The sequence below is a fragment of the Bradyrhizobium sp. CCBAU 11361 genome, from assembly GCF_028128935.1.
In the GTDB taxonomy this organism is placed as follows: domain Bacteria; phylum Pseudomonadota; class Alphaproteobacteria; order Rhizobiales; family Xanthobacteraceae; genus Bradyrhizobium; species Bradyrhizobium niftali.
This window is the reverse complement of the sequence record NZ_LBJZ01000200.1, coordinates 138,126-157,162: the sequence shown is the minus strand read 5'-3', so window position 1 is coordinate 157,162 and position 19,037 is coordinate 138,126. Positions and strand designations below refer to the sequence as shown.

18 protein-coding genes are annotated in these 19,037 nt (G+C 64.3%); 11 read left to right on the top strand and 7 right to left on the bottom strand.

Translation table 11 applies throughout. The features are described 5' to 3' along the window. Window positions 1–270: 270 nt before the first annotated feature. A complete protein-coding gene (locus XI08_RS44285) occupies window positions 271–861 on the bottom strand; it encodes a PadR family transcriptional regulator (RefSeq protein WP_027542372.1) in 591 nt (196 codons plus the stop codon). Window positions 862–1,062: 201 nt separating this feature from the next. On the opposite strand from XI08_RS44285, the gene XI08_RS44280 reads away from it, so the two are divergent. The 4 genes from XI08_RS44280 (at window position 1,063) to XI08_RS44265 (ending at window position 6,789) form a co-directional block, all read left to right on the top strand. After that, window positions 1,063–1,446, top strand: a complete 384-nt coding sequence (locus XI08_RS44280) for a nuclear transport factor 2 family protein (RefSeq protein ID WP_271579257.1) — start codon at window positions 1,063–1,065, stop codon at window positions 1,444–1,446. Between the two features lie 39 nt (window positions 1,447–1,485). Beyond that, complete coding sequence (locus tag XI08_RS44275; protein WP_271579256.1) at window positions 1,486–3,276, top strand: acyl-CoA dehydrogenase C-terminal domain-containing protein; 1,791 nt, start codon at window positions 1,486–1,488, stop codon at window positions 3,274–3,276. Window positions 3,277–3,346: 70 nt separating this feature from the next. Then, window positions 3,347–4,555, top strand: a complete 1,209-nt coding sequence (locus XI08_RS44270; protein ID WP_271579255.1) for an acetyl-CoA C-acetyltransferase — start codon at window positions 3,347–3,349, stop codon at window positions 4,553–4,555. 20 nt (window positions 4,556–4,575) lie between these two features. Further along, window positions 4,576–6,789, top strand: coding sequence for an FAD-dependent oxidoreductase (locus XI08_RS44265; RefSeq protein WP_271579254.1), 2,214 nt, complete (start codon window positions 4,576–4,578; stop codon window positions 6,787–6,789). A gap of 446 nt (window positions 6,790–7,235) precedes the next feature. Here the strand turns inward: XI08_RS44265 and XI08_RS44260 are convergent, their stop codons facing one another. After that, on the bottom strand, window positions 7,236–7,544 hold the full coding sequence (locus XI08_RS44260; protein WP_271579253.1) for a hypothetical protein: 309 nt from the start codon (window positions 7,542–7,544) through the stop codon (window positions 7,236–7,238). 220 nt (window positions 7,545–7,764) lie between these two features. Beyond that, entirely contained in the window at window positions 7,765–8,379 is a 615-nt protein-coding gene (gene gstA / locus XI08_RS44255; protein ID WP_027542378.1) for a glutathione transferase GstA, read from the bottom strand. Between the two features lie 126 nt (window positions 8,380–8,505). Between gstA and XI08_RS44250 the strand changes: the two genes are divergently transcribed. The 3 genes from XI08_RS44250 to XI08_RS44240 all read left to right on the top strand — a co-directional run bounded on the left by XI08_RS44250 (window position 8,506) and on the right by XI08_RS44240 (window position 11,178). After that, complete coding sequence (locus tag XI08_RS44250) at window positions 8,506–9,003, top strand: MarR family winged helix-turn-helix transcriptional regulator (protein WP_271579252.1); 498 nt, start codon at window positions 8,506–8,508, stop codon at window positions 9,001–9,003. A 96-nt stretch (window positions 9,004–9,099) separates the two neighbouring features. Next, complete coding sequence (locus XI08_RS44245) at window positions 9,100–10,470, top strand: glutamate--cysteine ligase (protein WP_135176236.1); 1,371 nt, start codon at window positions 9,100–9,102, stop codon at window positions 10,468–10,470. A 135-nt stretch (window positions 10,471–10,605) separates the two neighbouring features. Next, window positions 10,606–11,178: a PAN domain-containing protein gene (locus tag XI08_RS44240; RefSeq protein ID WP_271579251.1), complete on the top strand. Its 573-nt coding sequence runs from the start codon at window positions 10,606–10,608 to the stop codon at window positions 11,176–11,178. A gap of 147 nt (window positions 11,179–11,325) precedes the next feature. Here the strand turns inward: XI08_RS44240 and XI08_RS44235 are convergent, their stop codons facing one another. The 4 genes from XI08_RS44235 to XI08_RS44220 all read right to left on the bottom strand — a co-directional run bounded on the left by XI08_RS44235 (window position 11,326) and on the right by XI08_RS44220 (window position 14,858). After that, window positions 11,326–11,892 carry a nucleotidyltransferase family protein gene (locus tag XI08_RS44235; protein WP_271579250.1) on the bottom strand — a complete coding sequence of 189 codons (567 nt, stop codon included), beginning with the start codon at window positions 11,890–11,892 and terminating at the stop codon, window positions 11,326–11,328. Window positions 11,893–12,011: 119 nt separating this feature from the next. Further along, window positions 12,012–12,791, bottom strand: coding sequence for a signal peptidase I (gene lepB / locus XI08_RS44230; RefSeq protein WP_135176239.1), 780 nt, complete (start codon window positions 12,789–12,791; stop codon window positions 12,012–12,014). Then, window positions 12,788–14,215: a metalloprotease TldD gene (gene tldD, locus XI08_RS44225; RefSeq protein WP_027542384.1), complete on the bottom strand. Its 1,428-nt coding sequence runs from the start codon at window positions 14,213–14,215 to the stop codon at window positions 12,788–12,790. Before tldD ends, lepB begins: the two co-directional genes overlap by 4 nt. Window positions 14,216–14,324: 109 nt before the next feature. Next, a complete protein-coding gene (locus tag XI08_RS44220) occupies window positions 14,325–14,858 on the bottom strand; it encodes an invasion associated locus B family protein (protein ID WP_027542385.1) in 534 nt (177 codons plus the stop codon). Window positions 14,859–15,305: 447 nt separating this feature from the next. Here XI08_RS44220 and coxB point away from each other — a divergent pair, with 447 nt between their 5' ends. The 4 genes from coxB to XI08_RS44200 all read left to right on the top strand — a co-directional run bounded on the left by coxB (window position 15,306) and on the right by XI08_RS44200 (window position 19,037). Beyond that, entirely contained in the window at window positions 15,306–16,145 is an 840-nt protein-coding gene (gene coxB, locus XI08_RS44215) for a cytochrome c oxidase subunit II (RefSeq protein ID WP_271579249.1), read from the top strand. 88 nt (window positions 16,146–16,233) lie between these two features. Continuing rightward, on the top strand, window positions 16,234–17,859 hold the full coding sequence (gene ctaD / locus XI08_RS44210) for a cytochrome c oxidase subunit I (RefSeq protein WP_027542387.1): 1,626 nt from the start codon (window positions 16,234–16,236) through the stop codon (window positions 17,857–17,859). A 60-nt stretch (window positions 17,860–17,919) separates the two neighbouring features. Further along, window positions 17,920–18,864, top strand: a complete 945-nt coding sequence (locus XI08_RS44205; RefSeq protein WP_271579248.1) for a heme o synthase — start codon at window positions 17,920–17,922, stop codon at window positions 18,862–18,864. Beyond that, the gene (locus XI08_RS44200; protein WP_271579247.1) at window positions 18,861–19,037 is read left to right on the top strand and encodes a CoxF protein; all 177 of its coding nucleotides are present in this window, start codon (window positions 18,861–18,863) and stop codon (window positions 19,035–19,037) included. The genes XI08_RS44205 and XI08_RS44200 overlap by 4 nt, the downstream gene beginning before the upstream one ends.

Sequence of the window (19,037 nt, the reverse complement as noted above, 5' to 3'; positions counted from 1 at the left end):
CTGCCTCGAAAACCGACTTTTTCCTGTTACGGTAAATAACGGGTTAAGGAACGCGTTGCCGATGTCTTAAAGTTGGGCGCGGGGAACCGGGGGAGTCGTTGTGGCGCTCATCCGGTCGCCAAATAACCGGTGTCATGCCCCGCGCAGGCGGGGCATCCAGTACGCCGAGGCAGCGCGGCTGGAAGAGAGACGCCGCGGCGTACTGGATCGCCCGCCTTCGCGGGCGATGACGGCGGAGGAGATGGCGAAAGGTCGAGTCGGGCCAGCCCCTCAGCCCTTCCCCTCGCGCTTGCCGTCTTCCAGCGGGACCACCGTGCCTTTGCCGCTCATCGTCGACAGCGCCGCGAGTGCCTCTTCGCAAAAATCGGCGACCATCTGCTCGTGGCGGGCGCCGAGGCGAAGCAGGAGCAGGTTGCCGAGATCGAGCCGGCCCTCCGCCGTGCCGTCCGGAAAACGCTTCTTGAGGATCCGCTCGTAATTCTCGTGCCGGTCGCGGTGGTGCTCCAGCCGGGCCATCAGATCGGTGCGCATCGGCTCGATGTCGATGCTGTCGAGCGCATGCAGCCGCACCAGGAGGTCGTCCTTGATCGAGGGCGGCGTGCTCGGCCGCGCGGCCCAGTGCCGCAGCGCTGTTCGGCCCTCGGGAGTCAGCGTATAAATCAGTTTGTTGGGCTTGCCCGTTTGCACGACCTCGCGGCCCTGGATGTAGCCGCGGTCGCGCAGCTTGGAGAGCTCGCGATAGATCTGCTGGTGGTCGGCCTTCCAGAAGAAGCCAATCGAGGAATCGAACGTCTTGGCGAGCTCGTAACCCGTCATCGGACGTTCCGTCAGGCATGCGAGGATTGCGTCGCCCAGTGCCATGACTGCCCTCCTTCGTCTTCGATCTTGACCAACCAGCTTGACTTTATGCGCATCTGCGCATATGCGTCAATGTGCATATGGGACGGCTTCGGAGCGGGCCACAAGACCCACCCCGAAGATCCAGCAAAATCAACCTCTTCGCTACTGTGCATGGGGTTGTTTTCGCTTTTTTTGCCCAGGCCTTTAGGGAGGCACCTGAGAATGACCGGCCTCGACTCCTGGTACGGCTACATGAAGTCTCATGACCGCAAAGCGCTCTGGGACCTGCTCCATCCCGATGCGGTCTTCGAAAGCCCTGTGGTGCATTCGCCCCAGCGCGGCCGCGACATCACCTTCAAATATCTGTCGAGCGCCGAGAAGGTCCTCGGCGGTCCCGGCTTCACCTATGTCGGCGAGTGGCGAAGCGAGAGCGGCGCCGTGCTCGAATTCAAGAATGTGATCGACGGCATCGAGATCAACGGCGTCGACATCATCAGCTTCGATCCCGAGGGACGCATCACGAATTTCAAGGTGATGGTGCGTCCGCTCAAGGCCATCAACATGCTGCACCGCCTGATGGCGGAGCAGCTTGCCGCCCAATCATAGCGAATCCCACCACTTCAACGGCCATGCCGGGAGACCACCATGCCGATCTATAAAGCCCCCGTCGAAGACGTGAATTTCCTGCTCAACGACGTCTTCCAGATCGATCGTTACGACAATCTGCCCGGCTTCTCGGATGCGTCCAGCGACGTGCGCGAGGCGATCCTGGGCGAAGCCGCCAAGCTCGCCGAGGAGGTGCTCCAGCCGCTGAATCGTGTGGGCGATCTCGAAGGCTGCAAGCGCGCCGATGACGGCAGCGTCACCACGCCGAAGGGCTTCAAGGACGCTTTCAAGCAGGTCGCCGAGGGCGGCTGGCTTGGCCTGTCGGCTCCGACCGAGTTCGGCGGGCAGGGCCTGCCGGTGACGCTCTCCCAGGCCGTCAACGAATTCCAGATCTCCGCCAACATGGCGTTCTCGATGTATGGCGGCCTGACCATGGGCGCCACCGCGGCGCTGATCGTGCACGGCTCGCCCGAGCAGAAGCAGACCTACGTGCCGAAGATGGTGGCGGGTGAATGGACCGGCACCATGAACCTGACCGAGCCGCATTGCGGCACCGATCTCGGCATGCTCCGCACCAAGGCGGTGCGGCAGGCCGACGGCAGCTTCAAGATCACCGGCACCAAGATATTCATCTCCGCTGGTGAGCACGATCTTGCCGACAACATCATCCACCTCGTGCTCGCCCGCATCGAGGGCGCGCCTAGCGGCATCAAGGGCGTCTCGCTGTTCGTGGTGCCGAAATTCCTGGTGAATGCCGACGGTTCGGTCGGCGCACGCAACGGCGTGGTCTGCGGCTCGATCGAGCACAAGATGGGCATCCACGGCAATTCCACCTGCGTGATGAACTACGACAGCGCCACCGGCTGGCTGATCGGCGAAGAGAACAAGGGCATGCAGGGCATGTTCGTGATGATGAACGAGGCCCGCCTCGGCGTCGCCGTGCAGGGGCTCGCGCAGTCCGAGGTCGCCTATCAGAACGCCGTCGCCTATGCCCGCGAGCGCATCCAGGGCCGTTCGCTGACCGGCACCAAGGCGCCGGACAAGCCGGCCGATCCGATCATCGTGCATCCCGACGTGCGCCGCACGCTGCTCTCGATCCGCGCCTTCAACGAGGCCGCGCGCGCCTTCGTGATCTGGACCGCGCTGAAGAGCGACGTCGCTCATCGCTCGGAGGATCCCAAGGACCGCCAGGCCGCCGACGACCACATGGGCCTGATGACGCCGGTGCTGAAGGGCTTCCTCACCGATTACGGCTTCGCCAACGCGGTGCAGGCGCAGCAGATGTATGGCGGTCACGGCTACATCGCCGAGCAGGGCATGGAGCAGTTCGTGCGCGATGCCCGCATCGCCATGATCTACGAAGGCGCCAACGGCATTCAGGCGCTCGACCTCGTCGGCCGCAAGCTGCCGCGCGACGGCGGCCGCGCCATCATGGCCTTCTTCGGCGAGGTCATGGCCTTCGCCAAGGAGAACGGCGGCGACGAGGCGCTGAAACCCTTCATCACCCCGCTCTCGGCTTCGCTCGGCCATCTCCAGCAGGCCACCACCTGGCTGATGCAGAACGCGATGATGAAGCCGGACAATGCGGGTGCTGCCGCAACCGATTACCTGCATCTCTTCGGCTTCGTCGCGCTCGGCTACATGTGGGCGAAGATGGCCAAGGTGACGAATGCCAAGATTGCCGAGAGCGGGGCGACGCCCTATCTCTCGACCAAGCTCGTCACCGGCCGCTTCTTCATGGAGCGGATGTTGCCGGAGACCGCGGCCAATCTCGCGCGCATCCAGTCGGGCTGCGCCACCATCATGGAACTGCCGGCAGAAGCGTTCTGAATATTTTCGCTTCACCCAAAATCCCGGCCGCGTCGCGGTCGTAACCAATAGCTGCAATCAGGAGGCTCCCATGGCAGATGCCTATATCTACGATCACGTCCGAACCCCGCGCGGCCGCGGCAAGGCGGACGGCGCGCTGCACGAAGTCACCGCGCTGGCGCTCGCCACGGTGCCGTTGAAGGCGCTGAAGGACCGCAACAACCTGCCGGAAGATTGCGTCGACGACGTCGTGCTCGGCGTGGTCGATCCCGTCGGTGAAGCAGGCAGCGACATCGCGCGTTTCGCCGCGCTGAAGGCGGGCCTCGGCGAAGCCGTGCCCGGCGTGCAGATCAGCCGCTTCTGCGCCTCCGGCTTGGATGCCGTGAACTTTGCCGCTGCCCAGGTGATGAGCGGCCAGCATGATCTCGTCATCGGCGGCGGTGCCGAATCGATGAGCCGCGTCGGCATCGGCGCCTCCGGCGGCGCCTGGCCGATGGATCCGTCGATGGCGGTGCCCGCCTATTTCATGCCGCAGGGCGTCTCGGCCGATCTGATCGCGACGAAGTACGGTTTCTCCCGCGATGACGTCGACGCTTACGCGGTGCAGAGCCAGCAGCGTGCCGGCAAGGCCTGGGACGAGGGCCGTTTCAACAGGTCGGTCGTGCCGGTGAAGGACATCAACGGCCTCACCATCCTTGCCAAGGACGAGCATATGCGTCCCTCGACGACGATGCAGTCGCTGGCGCAGCTGCAGCCCTCGTTCACGATGATGGCGCAGATGGGCGGTTTCGACGGCGTCGCGGTGCAGTCGCATCCGGAGATCGAGCGCGTCAACTACGTGCACCACGCCGGCAACTCCTCGGGCATCGTCGACGGCGCCGGCGCCGTGCTGCTCGGCAGCAAGGAGGCGGGCAGCAAATACGGCCTGAAGCCGCGGGCAAAAATCCGTGCATTCGCGAACATCGGCTCAGAGCCCGCGATGATGCTGACCGGTCCGGTCGACGTCACCGAAAAGCTGTTCGCGCGCTCCGGCATGAAGAAGACGGACATCGACCTGTTCGAGCTCAACGAGGCCTTTGCCTCGGTGGTGCTGCGCTACATCCAGGCCTTCGACATCGACAACGCCAAGATCAACGTCAATGGCGGCGCGATCGCACTCGGCCATCCGCTTGGCGCGACCGGCGCGATGATCCTCGGCACCGTGCTCGACGAGCTCGAGCGCACCAACAAGTCCACCGCCCTGGTGACGCTGTGCATCGGCGGCGGCATGGGCACCGCCACCATCATCGAGCGCGTCTAAGGCGAAGGGGAGCAACCAACATGGCTTACAAGAATTTCAAGGTTGAGACCGACGCCGACGGCATCGCGCTCGTCACCTGGGACATCCCGGGCCGTTCGATGAACGTGCTCGACGAGACCTCGACCAACGAGCTCGACGCGATCGTCAAGGCGACCACGGCTGACGCCGCGGTGAAGGGCGTCGTCATCACCTCGGCCAAGGAGGCGTTCTGCGCCGGCGCCGACCTGTCCATGCTCGAGGGCATGAACCAGGCCTACGCAAAAGTCTTCAAGGAGCAGGGCGAGACGGCGGCGAACCAGATGCTGTTCGACCAGAGCCGGCGCTTCTCGCAGGTGCTGCGCTCGATCGAAACCTCCGGCAAGCCGTGGGCGGCCGCGATCAACGGCCTCGCGCTCGGTGGCGGCTTCGAGATCACGCTGTGCTGTCACTACCGTGTGGCGGCTGAGAATCCCAAGACGCGCCTCGGCCTGCCCGAGGTCAAGGTCGGCCTGTTCCCCGGCGCCGGCGGCACGCAGCGCGTGCCGCGCCTGGTGCCGCCGCAGGACGCGATGACCATCCTGCTCAAGGGCGATCCGGTCACGATCGACAAGGCCAAGGCGCTGAATCTGATCCACGCCATCGTTCCGGCCGCCGATCTCATCAAGGCCGCGAAGGACTGGATCAAGGGCGGCGGCAAGGCCGTCGCGCCCTGGGACGAGAAGGGCTTCAAGCTGCCCGGCGGCCCGGTGTTCTCCAAGGCCGGCATGATGATGTTCCCGGCCGGCAACGCGATCTATCGCCGCGAGACCTACGACAATTATCCGGCCGCGCGCGCGATCATGAGCTGCGTCTATGAAGGCCTGCAGTTGCCGATCGACGCCGCGCTGCGCGTGGAGTCGCGCTACTTCACCTCGGTGCTGCGCTCCAAGGAAGCGGCCGCGATGATCCGCAGCCTGTTCCTGTCGATGCAGGAGCTCAACAAGGGCGCGCGTCGTCCGAAGGACGTGCCCGCAACCAAGGTGAAGAAGATCGCCGTGATCGGCGCCGGCTTCATGGGGGCGAGCGTCGGCTACGTCTCCGCGCGTGCCGGCCTCGACGTCGTCCTGATCGACCGCGACCAGGAGAGCGCCGACAAGGGCAAGGCGCATGCGCAGAAGGTGATCGAGGAGCAGATCAAGAAGGGCCGGGCCAAGCCCACGGATGCCGAAGCTCTGCTCGCGCGCATCACGCCGACCGCGGACTACGCGGCGCTGAAGGACGTCGACCTCGTCATCGAGGCCGTGTTCGAGGACCGCAAGGTCAAGGCGGAGACCTTTGCCAAGGCGCAGGAATATCTGAGGCCGGACGTGGTCTTCGCGTCGAACACCTCGACGCTGCCGATCACCTCGCTTGCGGAAGCCTTCAAGGACCAGGGCAAGTTCGTCGGCATCCACTTCTTCTCGCCGGTCGAGAAGATGATGCTGGTCGAGATCATCCTCGGCAAGAACACAGGCGACGTCGCGCTCGCCACTGCGCTCGACTATGTCCGGCAGATCGGCAAGACGCCGATCGTCGTCAACGACAGTCGCGGCTTCTTCGCCAACCGCTGCGTCGGCCGCTACGTCGCCGAAGGCAACGAGATGTTCCTGGAAGGCGTGCCGCCGGCGATGATCGAGAACTGCGCCAAGATGGCCGGCATGCCGGTCGGCCCGCTCTCGCTGTCGGACGAAGTCGCGCTCGACCTCGGCCTCAAGATCATGAAGGCGACGGAAGCCGACCTCGGCCCGAACGCCATCAACCCCGATCAGAAGAAGCTGATGGTGGAGATGGTCGAGAAGCAGGGCCGTCTCGGCCGCAAGAACAGCAAGGGCTTCTACGACTATCCCGAGAAGGGCAAGGGTCAGAAGAGCCTGTGGCCGGGCCTCTCCGCGTTGCAGCCGAAGCAGCTCGACCCCGACACGCTCGACGTCGAGGAGCTGAAGCAGCGCTTCCTGGTGGTGCAGGCGGTCGAGGCCGCGCGCACGGTGGAGGATCACGTCATCACCGATCCGCGCGAAGCGGATGTCGGCTCGATCCTCGGCTTCGGCTTCGCGCCGTTCACCGGCGGCACGCTGTCCTACATCGACTTCATGGGCACGAAGAAGTTCGTCGAGCTCTGCCACAAGCTGGAAGCGAAATACGGCTCGCGCTTCACGCCGCCGAAGCTGCTCGAGGAGATGGCGGCGAAGGGCGAAACCTTCTACGGCCGATTCGCGCCGAAGAAGGCGGCGGCCTGATCGCCCCAAGGTCATTTGAGAACAAAGGCCGGATCATCGATCCGGCTTTTTTTGGGGGGAGTTGTCATCACGGTTGCGTCAGGAGGTTCCCGATCTGTGGAACCGGTCACAGAATTCGCGTAGGAACCGTGCCAGAGTCCCGCTGCCGCGGTGTCGCGCAATTGTCATAGGCGCGCCAAAGCGGCGCCGTTCTTTTGCTCGGCCCTGGCACTAGTCTTGCTGTGGGTCAGGGTCATGAACCCGTTGGGACGCTTGCCGATCCATCGGCAAGTTGAAGACGAAATAAGAAAGTGTCCTTGATGAACTCTTTGGTGCTGCGGAAGACCGCGCTCGGCCGCGATCTCACCGCGAAATACGCTGTTGCGTCCGCGAATGGCCGTCTCTGGCTGCAACAGAAGCCGGCACGCCTGCGCCGCAAGGGGCCTGTGCTTTGGGCAGCCCTGGCGTTACTTGTGCTGGCGGCGGATTTTCTGCTCGGGTGTCTCGTTTGGCTCGCCGTCGATTTCGTCATCGGATGAGACGTTGCGCGCGTGCAGCACATAGGCTGCCAAGAGATAGGCGAGCTGGCTGACGACAAGACAGGTGGCAATGACGATCACGCCCGCCATCATCCCGAATTCGTAAACGCGCAGAATTATCGCCGAGAAAATTGCGATGAGTGGCGAGGTCAAGACCAGCGCCCAGATCTTGTAGACGTAACCTGTCGCTAATCCCACCAGCGCACTTGCGACGATCAGGACGAAGGCAATCGTCAAGTTCAGCTCCGATGAGAGTCCAAATAATCGTCGACAATTTCGCCACGCTCGCCCGCTTTGCGAGTGCTGACAAGACAGCACTACTTACATTTAGTGAACAGTAGGTCATAAGTCTAATTAAGGTACGATGATCCGGCGAAATGGGTTCGCTCCGCCGGGCAGCAAATTAGGAAAGGCCGGATCGTCGGTCCGGCCTTTCGCTTTTGCGTCTTGCGAGCGCTTACTTCGTCTGCGCCAGCCCTTCCTTCCTCAGCGCCTCCTGCACCTGCGGCCGCGCCGCGACGCGGGTCTTGTAGGCAGTGAGATTGGGCATCGCCGAAAGGTCGAACTTCATCCGGTCGCCCCAGGTCAGCATCGTGAAGAGGTAGCCGTCGGCAACCGTGAACTGCTTGCCCATCAGGTAGTCGCGGCCGGCGAGCTGGCTGTCGATGTATTTCAGCTTGCCCATGACGCGGTCCTTGAAGAACGCCTTGGCCTCGTCGTTCAGCGCCGGCGCAAACATCGGACCGAAGCTCTTGTGCACCTCCGAGGTGAGGAAGTTCAGCCATTCGAGCAGCTTGTAGCGCTCGGCACTGCCGTGGGCCGGCGCCAGTGCCTTGGCAGTAGCCTGATCGGCGATCATCTGGACAATCACCGGGCCTTCGGTCACGATCTCACCGCTGTCGAGGCCCAGCGCAGGGACCTGGCCCTTGGGGTTCAGCTTCAGATAATCCTCACCATTTTCGAGCTTCTTGGCCCGGATATCGACCTTGACCAGCTCGTAGGGCAGGCCGGCTTCGAGGAGCGCGATGTGGGGGGACAGGGAGCAGGCGCCGGGCGAGTAGTAGAGTTTCATGGAATTTCCTCCTCTTGTTGCTTGGCTTGGGCGAATGAACGCCTACATGCACCTGCATGCAATAGTCAAGATTGATGCAGGTGCATCGAGTGGGGTAAGAGACGGGCGACGAGTTTGAGTGGGATCATGAAACGCAAACCATCGACCGAGGCAACCGCCGCCTGGATCCGCCTGATGCGGGTGCAGAGCCGCGTCCTCGACTGCGTCGAGCAGGACCTGAAGAAGGCGGGGTTCCCGCCGCTGGCCTGGTATGACGCGCTGCTCGAACTGTCGCGCGCGCCCTCCGGCGAGTTGCGGCCTGTGGAACTCGAACGGCAGATGCTGATCCCGCAATACTCCACCTCGCGCCTGATCGACCGCCTGGTCGACGAGGGGCTCGCCTCGCGGCGCGAATGCAAGATCGACAAGCGCGGACAGTTCGTCGAGATCACGGAAGCCGGCCGCGAGTTGCAGAAGCGGATGTGGAGTGCCTATTCCGCTGCGATCGAGAAATATGTCGGTTCGAAACTGTCCGATGCCGATGCCGTCAAGCTCAGCGGCCTGCTCGACCGGCTGGGCTGCTCGTGTGGCGAGATGACGCTGCCGCCCGCCGCCAACGTCAACGAAAGCACGCCGTCGCGATGATCGCGCGGCAAACCAGCACGTCTGCGCGCCCGGTGGGTTCGCGGACCATCCCGTCACCCGCGCATTCGGTCGAAGCGCTTTTGATTAGAGTTTGATATGGCGCGAGACCAGATCGATATGACGCCGTTGCAGTCGCGCGACGAGCTCGTTGCGTGGTTCGAGGAGGGCTGCAAGAACCCGTCCGAATTCCGCTTGGGCACCGAGCACGAGAAGACGCCGTTCACGCTCGAAGGGCACCGCCCGGTGCCCTACGAAGGCGCGCGCGGCATCGGCGCGCTGCTCGAGGGCATGAAGCTCCTGCTCGGCTGGGAGCCGATCATGGAGAAGGGTAACATCATCGGCCTCTACGACGTCACCGGCGGCGGCGCGATCTCGCTCGAGCCGGGCGGGCAGTTCGAGCTTTCCGGCGCGCCGGTCGAGAACGTGCACCAGACCCAGAGCGAGCTGATGGCGCATCTGGCGCAGGTGCGCGAGATCGCAACGCCGCTCGGCATCGGCTTCCTCGGGCTCGGCATGACGCCGTCCTGGTCGCGCGCCGACATTCCGGTGATGCCCAAGGGCCGCTACAAGATCATGACCAACTACATGCCGAAGGTCGGCCAGTACGGCCTCGACATGATGTACCGGACCTGCACGGTGCAGACCAATCTCGACTTCTCCTCCGAAGCCGACATGGTCAAGAAGCTGCGCGTGTCGCTCGCGCTCCAGCCGGTCGCAACCGCCTTGTTCGCAAATTCGCCGTTCACCGAAGGCAAGCCGAACGGCTTCCTCTCCTTCCGCTCCGAGATCTGGCGCGACACGGACAATGCGCGCGCGGGCATGATGCCCTGGGCGTTCGAGGACGGCATGGGCTTCGAGCGCTATGTCGACTACGCGCTCGACGTGCCCATGTATTTCGTCAAGCGCGGCGAAGAGTACATCGACGTCTCGGGCTCCTCGTTCCGCGCCTTCTTCGACGGCCGCAACAACAATCTTCCCGGCGAGCGGCCGACATTGTCGGACTGGGCCAACCATCTCTCGACGATCTTCCCGGAAGTGCGGCTGAAGCGCTATCTCGAGATGCGCGGCTCCGATGGCGGACCGTGGGGCCGTCTGCCGGCGCTGCCGGCGTTCTGGGTCGGGCTGCTCTATGACGATGTGTCGCTCGATGCCGCCTGGGACATGGTGAAGCACTGGACCGCGCATGAGCGCCAGGCCCTGCGCGACGACGTGCCGCGCTTCGGCTTCAAGGCGCGGATCAGGGACCGCTATCTGTTCGAGATCGCCAAGGAATGCCTCGTTCTGGCACATGCCGGCCTGCGCCGGCGCGGCCGGATCGACCAGCTCGGTCGCGACGAGACGCGGCATCTGGAGCCGCTCGACCGCATTATCGATTCCGGCCGCACGCCGGCCGAGGAAATGCTGGAGAAGTTCAACGGCCCCTGGAAGGGCTCCGTGGAACCGGCCTACGCGGAATACGCGTTCTAGCTGCGCGAAGTACGCGTTCTAGACCAACAGGCCGACGACCAGGACTTGAGCCGTTCATCGCCCATACAGGTTTGCGGCGATCAAATGACCGGCTGAAAAAACCTGAGCGTCGTCAATAACTCGAAAGCTGTTCTGATGGGGAAGGGCCGCCTGTCCGTCATGGCAAGGGTCTTGGCAAGCGTCGTGGCATGCGCCGCGCTGCTTTCGCTCGCGGTTGCGAGCTGGCCTGCGCGCGCCCAGACGGCATTCGACCGGCCCGGCGGCGACTATTTCAGCACGCCGGTCACATCAGGCGACCCCGAGGATTGCGCGCTGCTGTGCGAGCGTGACCGCCGTTGCCGCTCCTGGAGCTTCAACTATCCCGACGTCGAGGGCGGCTCAGCGGTGTGCTGGCTGAAGAACACTGTGCCGGCACGCGTGCCGGGCAGTTGCTGCATCTCCGGCGTCCGCGGCGCCGGCGTGATCGAGCCGCGCATCGAGGGCGTGGAAACGTCGATCGACCGCCCCGGCGGCGATTTGCGCAATTTCGAGCTCAAGGACGGTGAAGGCGAGGAGGCCTGCAAGGCCGCTTGCACCGCCGACAACAAGTGCCGCGCTTTCACCTATGCCCGCCCCGGCTACACCGGCCGCGAGGCGCGCTGCTTCCTGAAAAAGGAAATCAAGCCGCCGCGTCGCAAGGCGGGGTTCACGTCGGGCGTGGTGCGGTAGCACGCAGCTCTCACCGCCGTCATTGCGAGCGTAGCGAAGCAATCCAGGCTGCCGCCGCGGACGGATACTGGGTTGCTTCCGCCTTCGCTAAAGCTTCGGCGGACAAGTCGCTGCGCTCGCAATGACGAGGAGGACAAAGCGGGCATCTCACTCCGCTGCGATTACCGTGAGCTCCGGCCACAGCGCCTTCCATCGCGCGGCCTTCACCGCGTAACTTGCCGCGGAAAAATTCGGGCCCGGATTGGGCCGTGCGATCAGCCCTGCGACATCGCCGAAGTCATGCGGCGCGTAGACCTCGTAGCCATCGCCTGCGCGTCTGACCCCGACTTGGGTGTTCTGCGTGAGGAAGCGGTCGATGCCATCGGTCGAGCACGTCAGGGGCGGATAGGGCAGGCCGTGCTTGCCCGGATACCACAGATGCACGCGTGCCTGATTGCGCGTCTCGACCTTGGCGCCGAGATGACCGAGCCGCGCCCGCAGCTCGCGGATTACCGCGTCCTCCGCCTCCCATGAGGTATCGGAGTCGAAATAGAAGACGTCGTAGTCGGCGATGCCGTGATCGACTGCGCGATCCGTGAGCACGTTCCACGCCGTCTGCACCAGGCATCCCGACACCAGCCAGGCATCGGGCAGGGCAAGACGCGCGAGCTCGTCGATGATCGCCGCGTTGATCGGATTGCGCAGGGCGTGAGCGAGAAATTCGTCGCGGGTCATCGGAAATCGTAGGGTGGGCAAAGGCGCGCTCTTCGCGCGTCGTGCCCACCATCTCTCCACGTTGCGACAGACGTGGTGGGCACGCTTCCGCTTTGCCCACCCTACGATCTACGTTCCGCTCAATGCACCGCGGTGAAGAACCGCGCCAGGCGGAAACCGGACAGCCAGGTCCACACCGGCTGGCCGCGCATGCCGAGATCCCAGGAGCCGAGCACGGCATCCGCACGTCCGACCAGATTGTCGATCGGCAGCATGCCGACGCCGCCGGAGCGCAGCGGCACGCGGCTGTCGGCGGAGTTGTCGCGGTTATCGCCGAGCACGAAGAGATGTCCTGCCGGCACCGTCACCTCAGGCGTGTTGTCGAGCGGGCCGTTGTCGCGCATCTTGAAGATCAGGTGCGAGACGCCGTTCGGCAGCGTCTCGACATAGCGGTAGGCGGGCTCGCTGCCGCCATTGTCGTCCTCGGCGGCGCCGACGCCGTCGGGCTTGAGCTCGGCGGGCCGGTCGTTGATGAAGAGCTGGCCCTGCCGCATCTGGATGCGGTCGCCGGGCAGACCCACGACGCGCTTCACCCAGGCCTGCGAGCGATCGCCGGGCCAGCGGAACACGACGACGTCGCCCTGCTTCGGTGTCTCCGCGAACACGCGGCCGCTCTCGGGCAGGTTGATCTGGATCGGCAGCGACGAGGTGCCGTAGCCATAGGGGAATTTCGAGGCGAGCAACGCATCGCCGATCAGCAGCGTCGGCTCCATCGAGCCCGACGGCACGTAGAACGGCTCGGCGAGCGCGCCCTTGGCGATGAACACCGCGACGACGATGCCGGCGAGTTGCACCAGTTGCCCGCCCCAGCCGCTGCTCTTCCGTTTGGTTGCGGTCGCAGTCACCTTCTCGACACTCATGCGCCCGTTCCACCCACCGTAATGCGTTCCATCAGAAGCGACGGCTGGCCGACGCCAACCGGCACGCCCTGGCCGTTCTTGCCGCAGGTGCCGATGCCGGTATCGAGCGCGAGATCGTTGCCGATCATGCGGATGCGATGCAGGTCGGTCGGCCCGTTGCCGATCAGCATGGCGCCCTTCAGCGGGGCGCCGATCTTGCCGTTCTCGATCTTGTAGGCCTCGGTGCACTGGAACACGTATTTGCCCGAGGTGATGTCGACCTGGCCGCCGCCGAAATTCGCGGCGAAAACGCCGTTCTTCACCGACGCCAGGATCTCGGCCGGATCGCGGTCGCCCGCGAGCATGTAGGTGTTGGTCATGCGCGGCATCGGCACATGGGCATAGCCCTGACGGCGGCCGTTGCCGGTCGGCTTCATGTTCATCAGGCGCGCGTTCTGACGATCCTGCATGTAGCCGACCAGGATGCCGTCCTCGATCAGCACGGTGCGGTTGGTCGGCGTGCCCTCGTCGTCGATCGACAGCGAGCCGCGGCGCGAAGCAATGGTGCCGTCGTCGACCACGGTGACGCCCTTGGCCGCGACCTGCTGGCCCATCAGGCCGGCAAACGCCGAGGTCTTCTTGCGGTTGAAGTCGCCTTCGAGGCCGTGGCCGACCGCTTCATGCAGCATCACGCCGGGCCAGCCTGCGCCGAGCACGACGTCCATCTCGCCGGCGGGGGCGGGAACGGACTCCAGATTGACCAGCGCCTCGCGCAGCGCGCCGTCGGCGGCGTCGCGCCAGTTCTTGCTCTCGATGAATTCGGCATAGCCGGCGCGGCCGCCATAGCCCTTGCTTCCGCTCTCCTGGCGGTCACCCTGGCCGGCGACGACGGAGACGTTGACGCGCACCAGCGGGCGGATGTCGCGATAGCTCTCGCCGTCGGGCCGCAGGATTTCGACGACCTGCCAGGTCGCACCCAGGCTGACGCTGACCTGCCGTACCCGCGGATCCTTGTCGCGCAGATAGGCGTCGATCTCGGCGAGCAGCTTGACCTTGGTCTCGAAGCCCGGTGCATCCAGCGGATTGTCGTCGCCATAGAGCCGCACATTGGTGTGCGGAGGCGGCGCCGCGAAGCTGCCCGAATAGCCGCCACGCACGGCGGCAACCGCATCGGCGGCGCGAATCAGCGCCGGCAGCGAGACGTCGGAGGAGTGGGCGTAGCCGACGGCGTCGTCCTTGACGGCGCGCAGGCCAAAACCCTGCGAGGTGTCGTAGGTCGCCTGCTTCAGCCGCCCATTGTCGAACATCAGCGCTTCGGTCTGGCTGTACTCCAGGAACAGCTCGCCGTCGTCGGCGCCGGCAAGCCCGCGCGCGACCTCGTGGCGAACCTGGTCGCGGTCGAGATTGGCGCGGTCGAGCAGGGAGGTCGTGGCGGGATTGGTCATGTGTCCGTCCATTATCTGGAGATCTGGGGCAAGATAATGGTTTCAGATCAGTTCCGCGAGGGCGCGAAGCCTCACATTACGGAAACAATAGGTCCGCCGGTCCAGCCGCCTACGGCAGCTTGTCATAGCCCTCGCCGAGCCCGTTCAGGCTGAGCGGGAAACCGATGCCTTCTTCAGGCGTCTCGAAGATGATGAAGGTGGCGGTCTTGGCGGTGCGAAGCTGGCCGAGCAGCTTGTCGTCCATGACGACCTCGGCGACGCAGCCATTGGGCAGGCAGCGGACGAAGCCGGCGCGGCCGACGTCCTGGTTGTCGAGCTTCAGCCCGAGGCCGGAGGGCAGCAGCACACCCAGGGGGGCGACCACGCGCATCAGGCGGCTCTTCTGGTCGGCGGTCTTGAGCACGATCACGGTCAGACCGGCATTGGAGCGGTCTTCGGCCACCACGCTCTGGATCAGGGCGCATTGCTCGGTCTGGGCGCCCGGCGGGGTGTCGCAGCGGATCTGCCAGTCGCCATGGACGGAGCGCACCGCGCCCTGCGCATGGGCGAGACCGGGTAAAGCAAGGAGAAGGGCGGCGGCCAGAAGGCCGATCAGCGCGTTGAGGCTGTTATCCGGCCTGGCCATGCATCTCGAAAGCCCCATCGGGGTCGGTCCCTCTGCTCGCTTGGGTCGCTTGCGCGGGTGGACTGATACGGAAATGACGGCGTCTTGAAGGCAATTCCCAAGCAAATTCCGCGCCGCCGAGGCCGCCGTCGCCGGCACGAATCAGGTTCCTGTGCGGCCGTTCGCCAGTGCCTACAACGGGCAATTCCGCTGTCAAGCCACAGCGTCCCGGGAAACGGTATTTTTGTCTGATGTTACTAGGAAATATCTTGCGGGTGATCGCTGGCAGGTGGGGCTCAAGACTGCATTGCGATAGATCAAGAATTATGGTTTGAGAAGCTTGATTTCGGCGTTCTAGCGATCTGGCCCCAATTCCTCTTAGAGGTATTCTTGAGTGGCGGTTTGTCAGACGGACGGATCGAATAAGCGTTTCCCAAAAATAGGGGAACGCACCTGGGGTGATTTCGTAAGGGGAGCGCGAACGGCATGAGGATGTCGAAGGGCCGGGTAGGCCGGCATTTGCTGGGATTGGCCGTAGCTGGTCTGACACTGGCGACGGGCAGCGCGGCATTTGCCGAGCTTGGGCAGCCGGCGCCATGGGAGTGGACGCTCCAGCAGTCCGGCTCGCCGGTGATGGACAATATCGTCTGGTTCCACAACTTCCTGTTCGTGCTCATCACGCTGATTACGCTGTTCGTTCTGGCGCTGCTGGTGGTCGTGGTCATCAAGTTCAACGCGAAGGCCAATCCGGTGCCCTCGCGGACCACCCACAACACGCTGATCGAAGTGGCCTGGACGCTGGTTCCGGTACTGATCCTGGTCGGCATCTCGGTGCCGTCGTTCCGCCTGCTGTTCCTCGAGCTCGACGTGCCGAAGGCGGACCTGACCATCAAGGCGACCGGCAAGCAGTGGTACTGGTCCTACGCCTATCCTGATAACGGCAAGTTCGAGTTCGACTCGCTGATGGCCCAGGACAAGCAGCCCCGCCTGCTCGGCGTCGACAACGAGATGGTGGTGCCCGTCAACAAGGTGATTCGCGTCCAGGTGACCGGTGCAGACGTCATCCACGCTTTCGCGCTGCCGGCTTTCGGCGTCAAGATCGACGCCATTCCGGGGCGGCTGAACGAGACCTGGTTCAAGGCCACCAAGACCGGCATGTTCTACGGCCAGTGCTCGGAGCTCTGCGGCAAGGATCACGCCTTCATGCCGATCGCGATTCGCGTCGTGGAAGACAAGGAGTTCGCCTCCTGGGTCGAAACGGCGAAAAAGAAATATGCGAGCGGCGGCACCAGCACCTACGCCTCCGCGGCCGGCCCGACGCAGTAAGCGCCGGGTGAGGGCTCGAGGGGACTGAAAGCGACATAAAGGGCGGGACCGCATAAGGTCCGCATGGGACGCAAGGCAGGATTTGAAAATGGCAACGAGCGCAGCGGCACACGGCGATCACGCGCAAGACCACGGACATGACGAGCATGCCCATCCGACCGGATGGCGGCGCTACGTCTATTCGACCAACCACAAGGACATCGGCACGATGTACCTGATCTTCGCGGTCATCGCCGGCGTCATCGGTGCCGCGATGTCGGTCGCGATCCGTGCCGAGCTGATGTATCCGGGCGTGCAGATCTTCCACGAGACGCACACCTACAACGTCTTCGTGACCTCCCACGGCCTGATCATGATCTTCTTCATGGTCATGCCGGCGATGATCGGCGGCTTCGGCAACTGGTTCGTGCCGCTGATGATCGGCGCGCCCGACATGGCGTTCCCGCGCATGAACAACATCTCGTTCTGGCTGCTGCCGGCCTCGTTCGGGCTGCTGCTGATGTCGACCTTCGTCGAGGGCGAGCCGGGCGCCAACGGCGTCGGCGCCGGCTGGACCATGTATGTGCCGCTGTCGAGCTCCGGCCATCCCGGCCCGGCCGTCGATTTCGCGATCCTGTCGCTGCATCTGGCGGGTGCCTCGTCGATCCTCGGCGCCATCAACTTCATCACCACGATCTTCAACATGCGCGCGCCGGGCATGACCCTGCACAAGATGCCGCTGTTCGTGTGGTCGATCCTGGTGACGGTGTTCCTGCTGCTGCTGTCGCTGCCGGTGCTCGCCGGTGCGATCACCATGTTGCTCACCGACCGCAATTTCGGCACGACCTTCTTCGCGCCCGACGGCGGCGGCGACCCCGTGCTGTTCCAGCACCTGTTCTGGTTCTTCGGCCATCCCGAGGTGTACATCCTGATCCTGCCCGCCTTCGGCATGATCAGCCAGATCGTCTCCACCTTCTCGCGCAAGCCCGTGTTCGGCTATCTCGGCATGGCCTACGCCATGGTCGCGATCGGCGGCATCGGCTTCGTGGTGTGGGCGCATCACATGTACACGGTCGGCATGTCCAGCGCGACGCAGGCCTATTTCGTCGCGGCGACGATGGTGATCGCGGTTCCGACCGGCGTGAAGATCTTCTCGTGGATCGCCACGATGTGGGGCGGCTCGATCGAATTCCGCGCCCCGATGATCTGGGCGGTCGGCTTCATCTTCCTGTTCACGGTCGGTGGCGTCACTGGCGTCGTGCTGGCGAATGCCGGCGTCGATCGCGTGCTCCAGGAGACCTACTACGTCGTCGCGCACTTCCACTACGTGCTGTCGCTCGGTGCGGTGTTCGGGATCTTTGCTGGCTGGTACTACTGGTTCCCGAAGATGTCGGGCTACATGTACAACGAGACGCTGGCCAAGGCGCACTTCTGGGTCACCTTCATCGGCGTCAACCTGGTGTTCTTCCCGCAGCACTTCCTCGGCCTGTCGGGCATGCCACGCCGTTACGTCGATTATCCCGACGCTTTCGCCGGCTGGAACCTGGTCTCCTCGGTCGGCTCCTACATCTCCGGCTTCGGCGTGCTGATCTTCCTCTACTGCGTGCTCGACGCCTTCATGAAGAAGGTGCCGGCTGGCGACAATCCGTGGGGTGCAGGCGCGACCACGCTGGAGTGGACGCTGCCCTCGCCGCCGCCCTTCCATCAGTTCGAAGTGCTGCCCCGCGTGCAGTAAGCGATCGCCCGCGGCGCCCGTGTCGGGCGCCGCGGCTCCATAACGAAGCGAGTTGATTTAGTGTCCGTCCTCGACCACAACACCGTCGACATCAATCCCCGCATCTCCGAAGCGGAGGTGGGCGACTACATTGCGCTGCTCAAGCCGCGGGTGATGTCGCTGGTGATCTTCACCGCACTGGTCGGAATGGCGATGGCGCCCGGGCATTTCCACCCGGTGCTGGCGATCACCTCGCTGCTCTGCATCGCCGTCGGCGCCGGCGCCTCCGGGGCGCTCAACATGGCGCTCGAAGGCGACATCGACGCCAAGATGTCGCGCACGGCGAACCGGCCGATTCCGCGTGGCCGCATCACCCGTCCCGAGGCGATGACGTTCGGCATGACGCTCGCCTTCTTCTCGGTGATGACGCTCGGCATCCTCGTCAATTGGATCGCGGGTGCGCTGCTCGCCTTCACCATCTTCTTCTACGTCGTGATCTACACGATGTGGCTGAAGCGCTGGACCGCGCAGAACATCGTGATCGGCGGCGCCGCCGGCGCGTTGCCGCCGGTGGTGGCCTGGGCCGCGGTCACAGGCACGGTCGACGTCGAGCCGCTGCTTCTCTTCGCCATCATCTTCTTCTGGACCCCGCCGCATTTCTGGGCGCTGGCGCTGTTCCGCTCGGACGATTACGCCCGCGCCGGCATTCCGATGCTGCCCAACGTCGCCGGTCCCGACGCGACGCGTCTGCAGATCCTGCTCTACACGATCGTGCTGATCGCGGTCGCCGCCGCGCCTTGGGCGCTCGGCTATTTCGACGCGATCTATGGCGTGGTCTCGCTGATCCTCGGCGCCGGCATGCTGGTGCTCGCGATCAACGTTTATATGCGCCGCGAGCGTAGCCAGTCGCTGCGCGCGACCCGCAAGCTGTTTGCTTTCTCCATCCTTTATCTGTTCGCGCTGTTTGCGACCTTGCTGGCCGAGGTCGTGTTCCGGGCGCTTGCTCCGATGGCAGGGGGCGCATGATCGCTGCGATGGCTGACAAACCCGAGCCAGATGGAATCGTCCTCACCGAGGCGCAGAAGAAGAGCCGTCGTCAGCGCTCCATTGCCATTGCTTGGACGCTCGGCGTGCTCGTGGTGCTGTTCTTCGCCGTCACCATGGTCAAGGGACCGGCAGTTCTAGTCCGGCCGATGTAG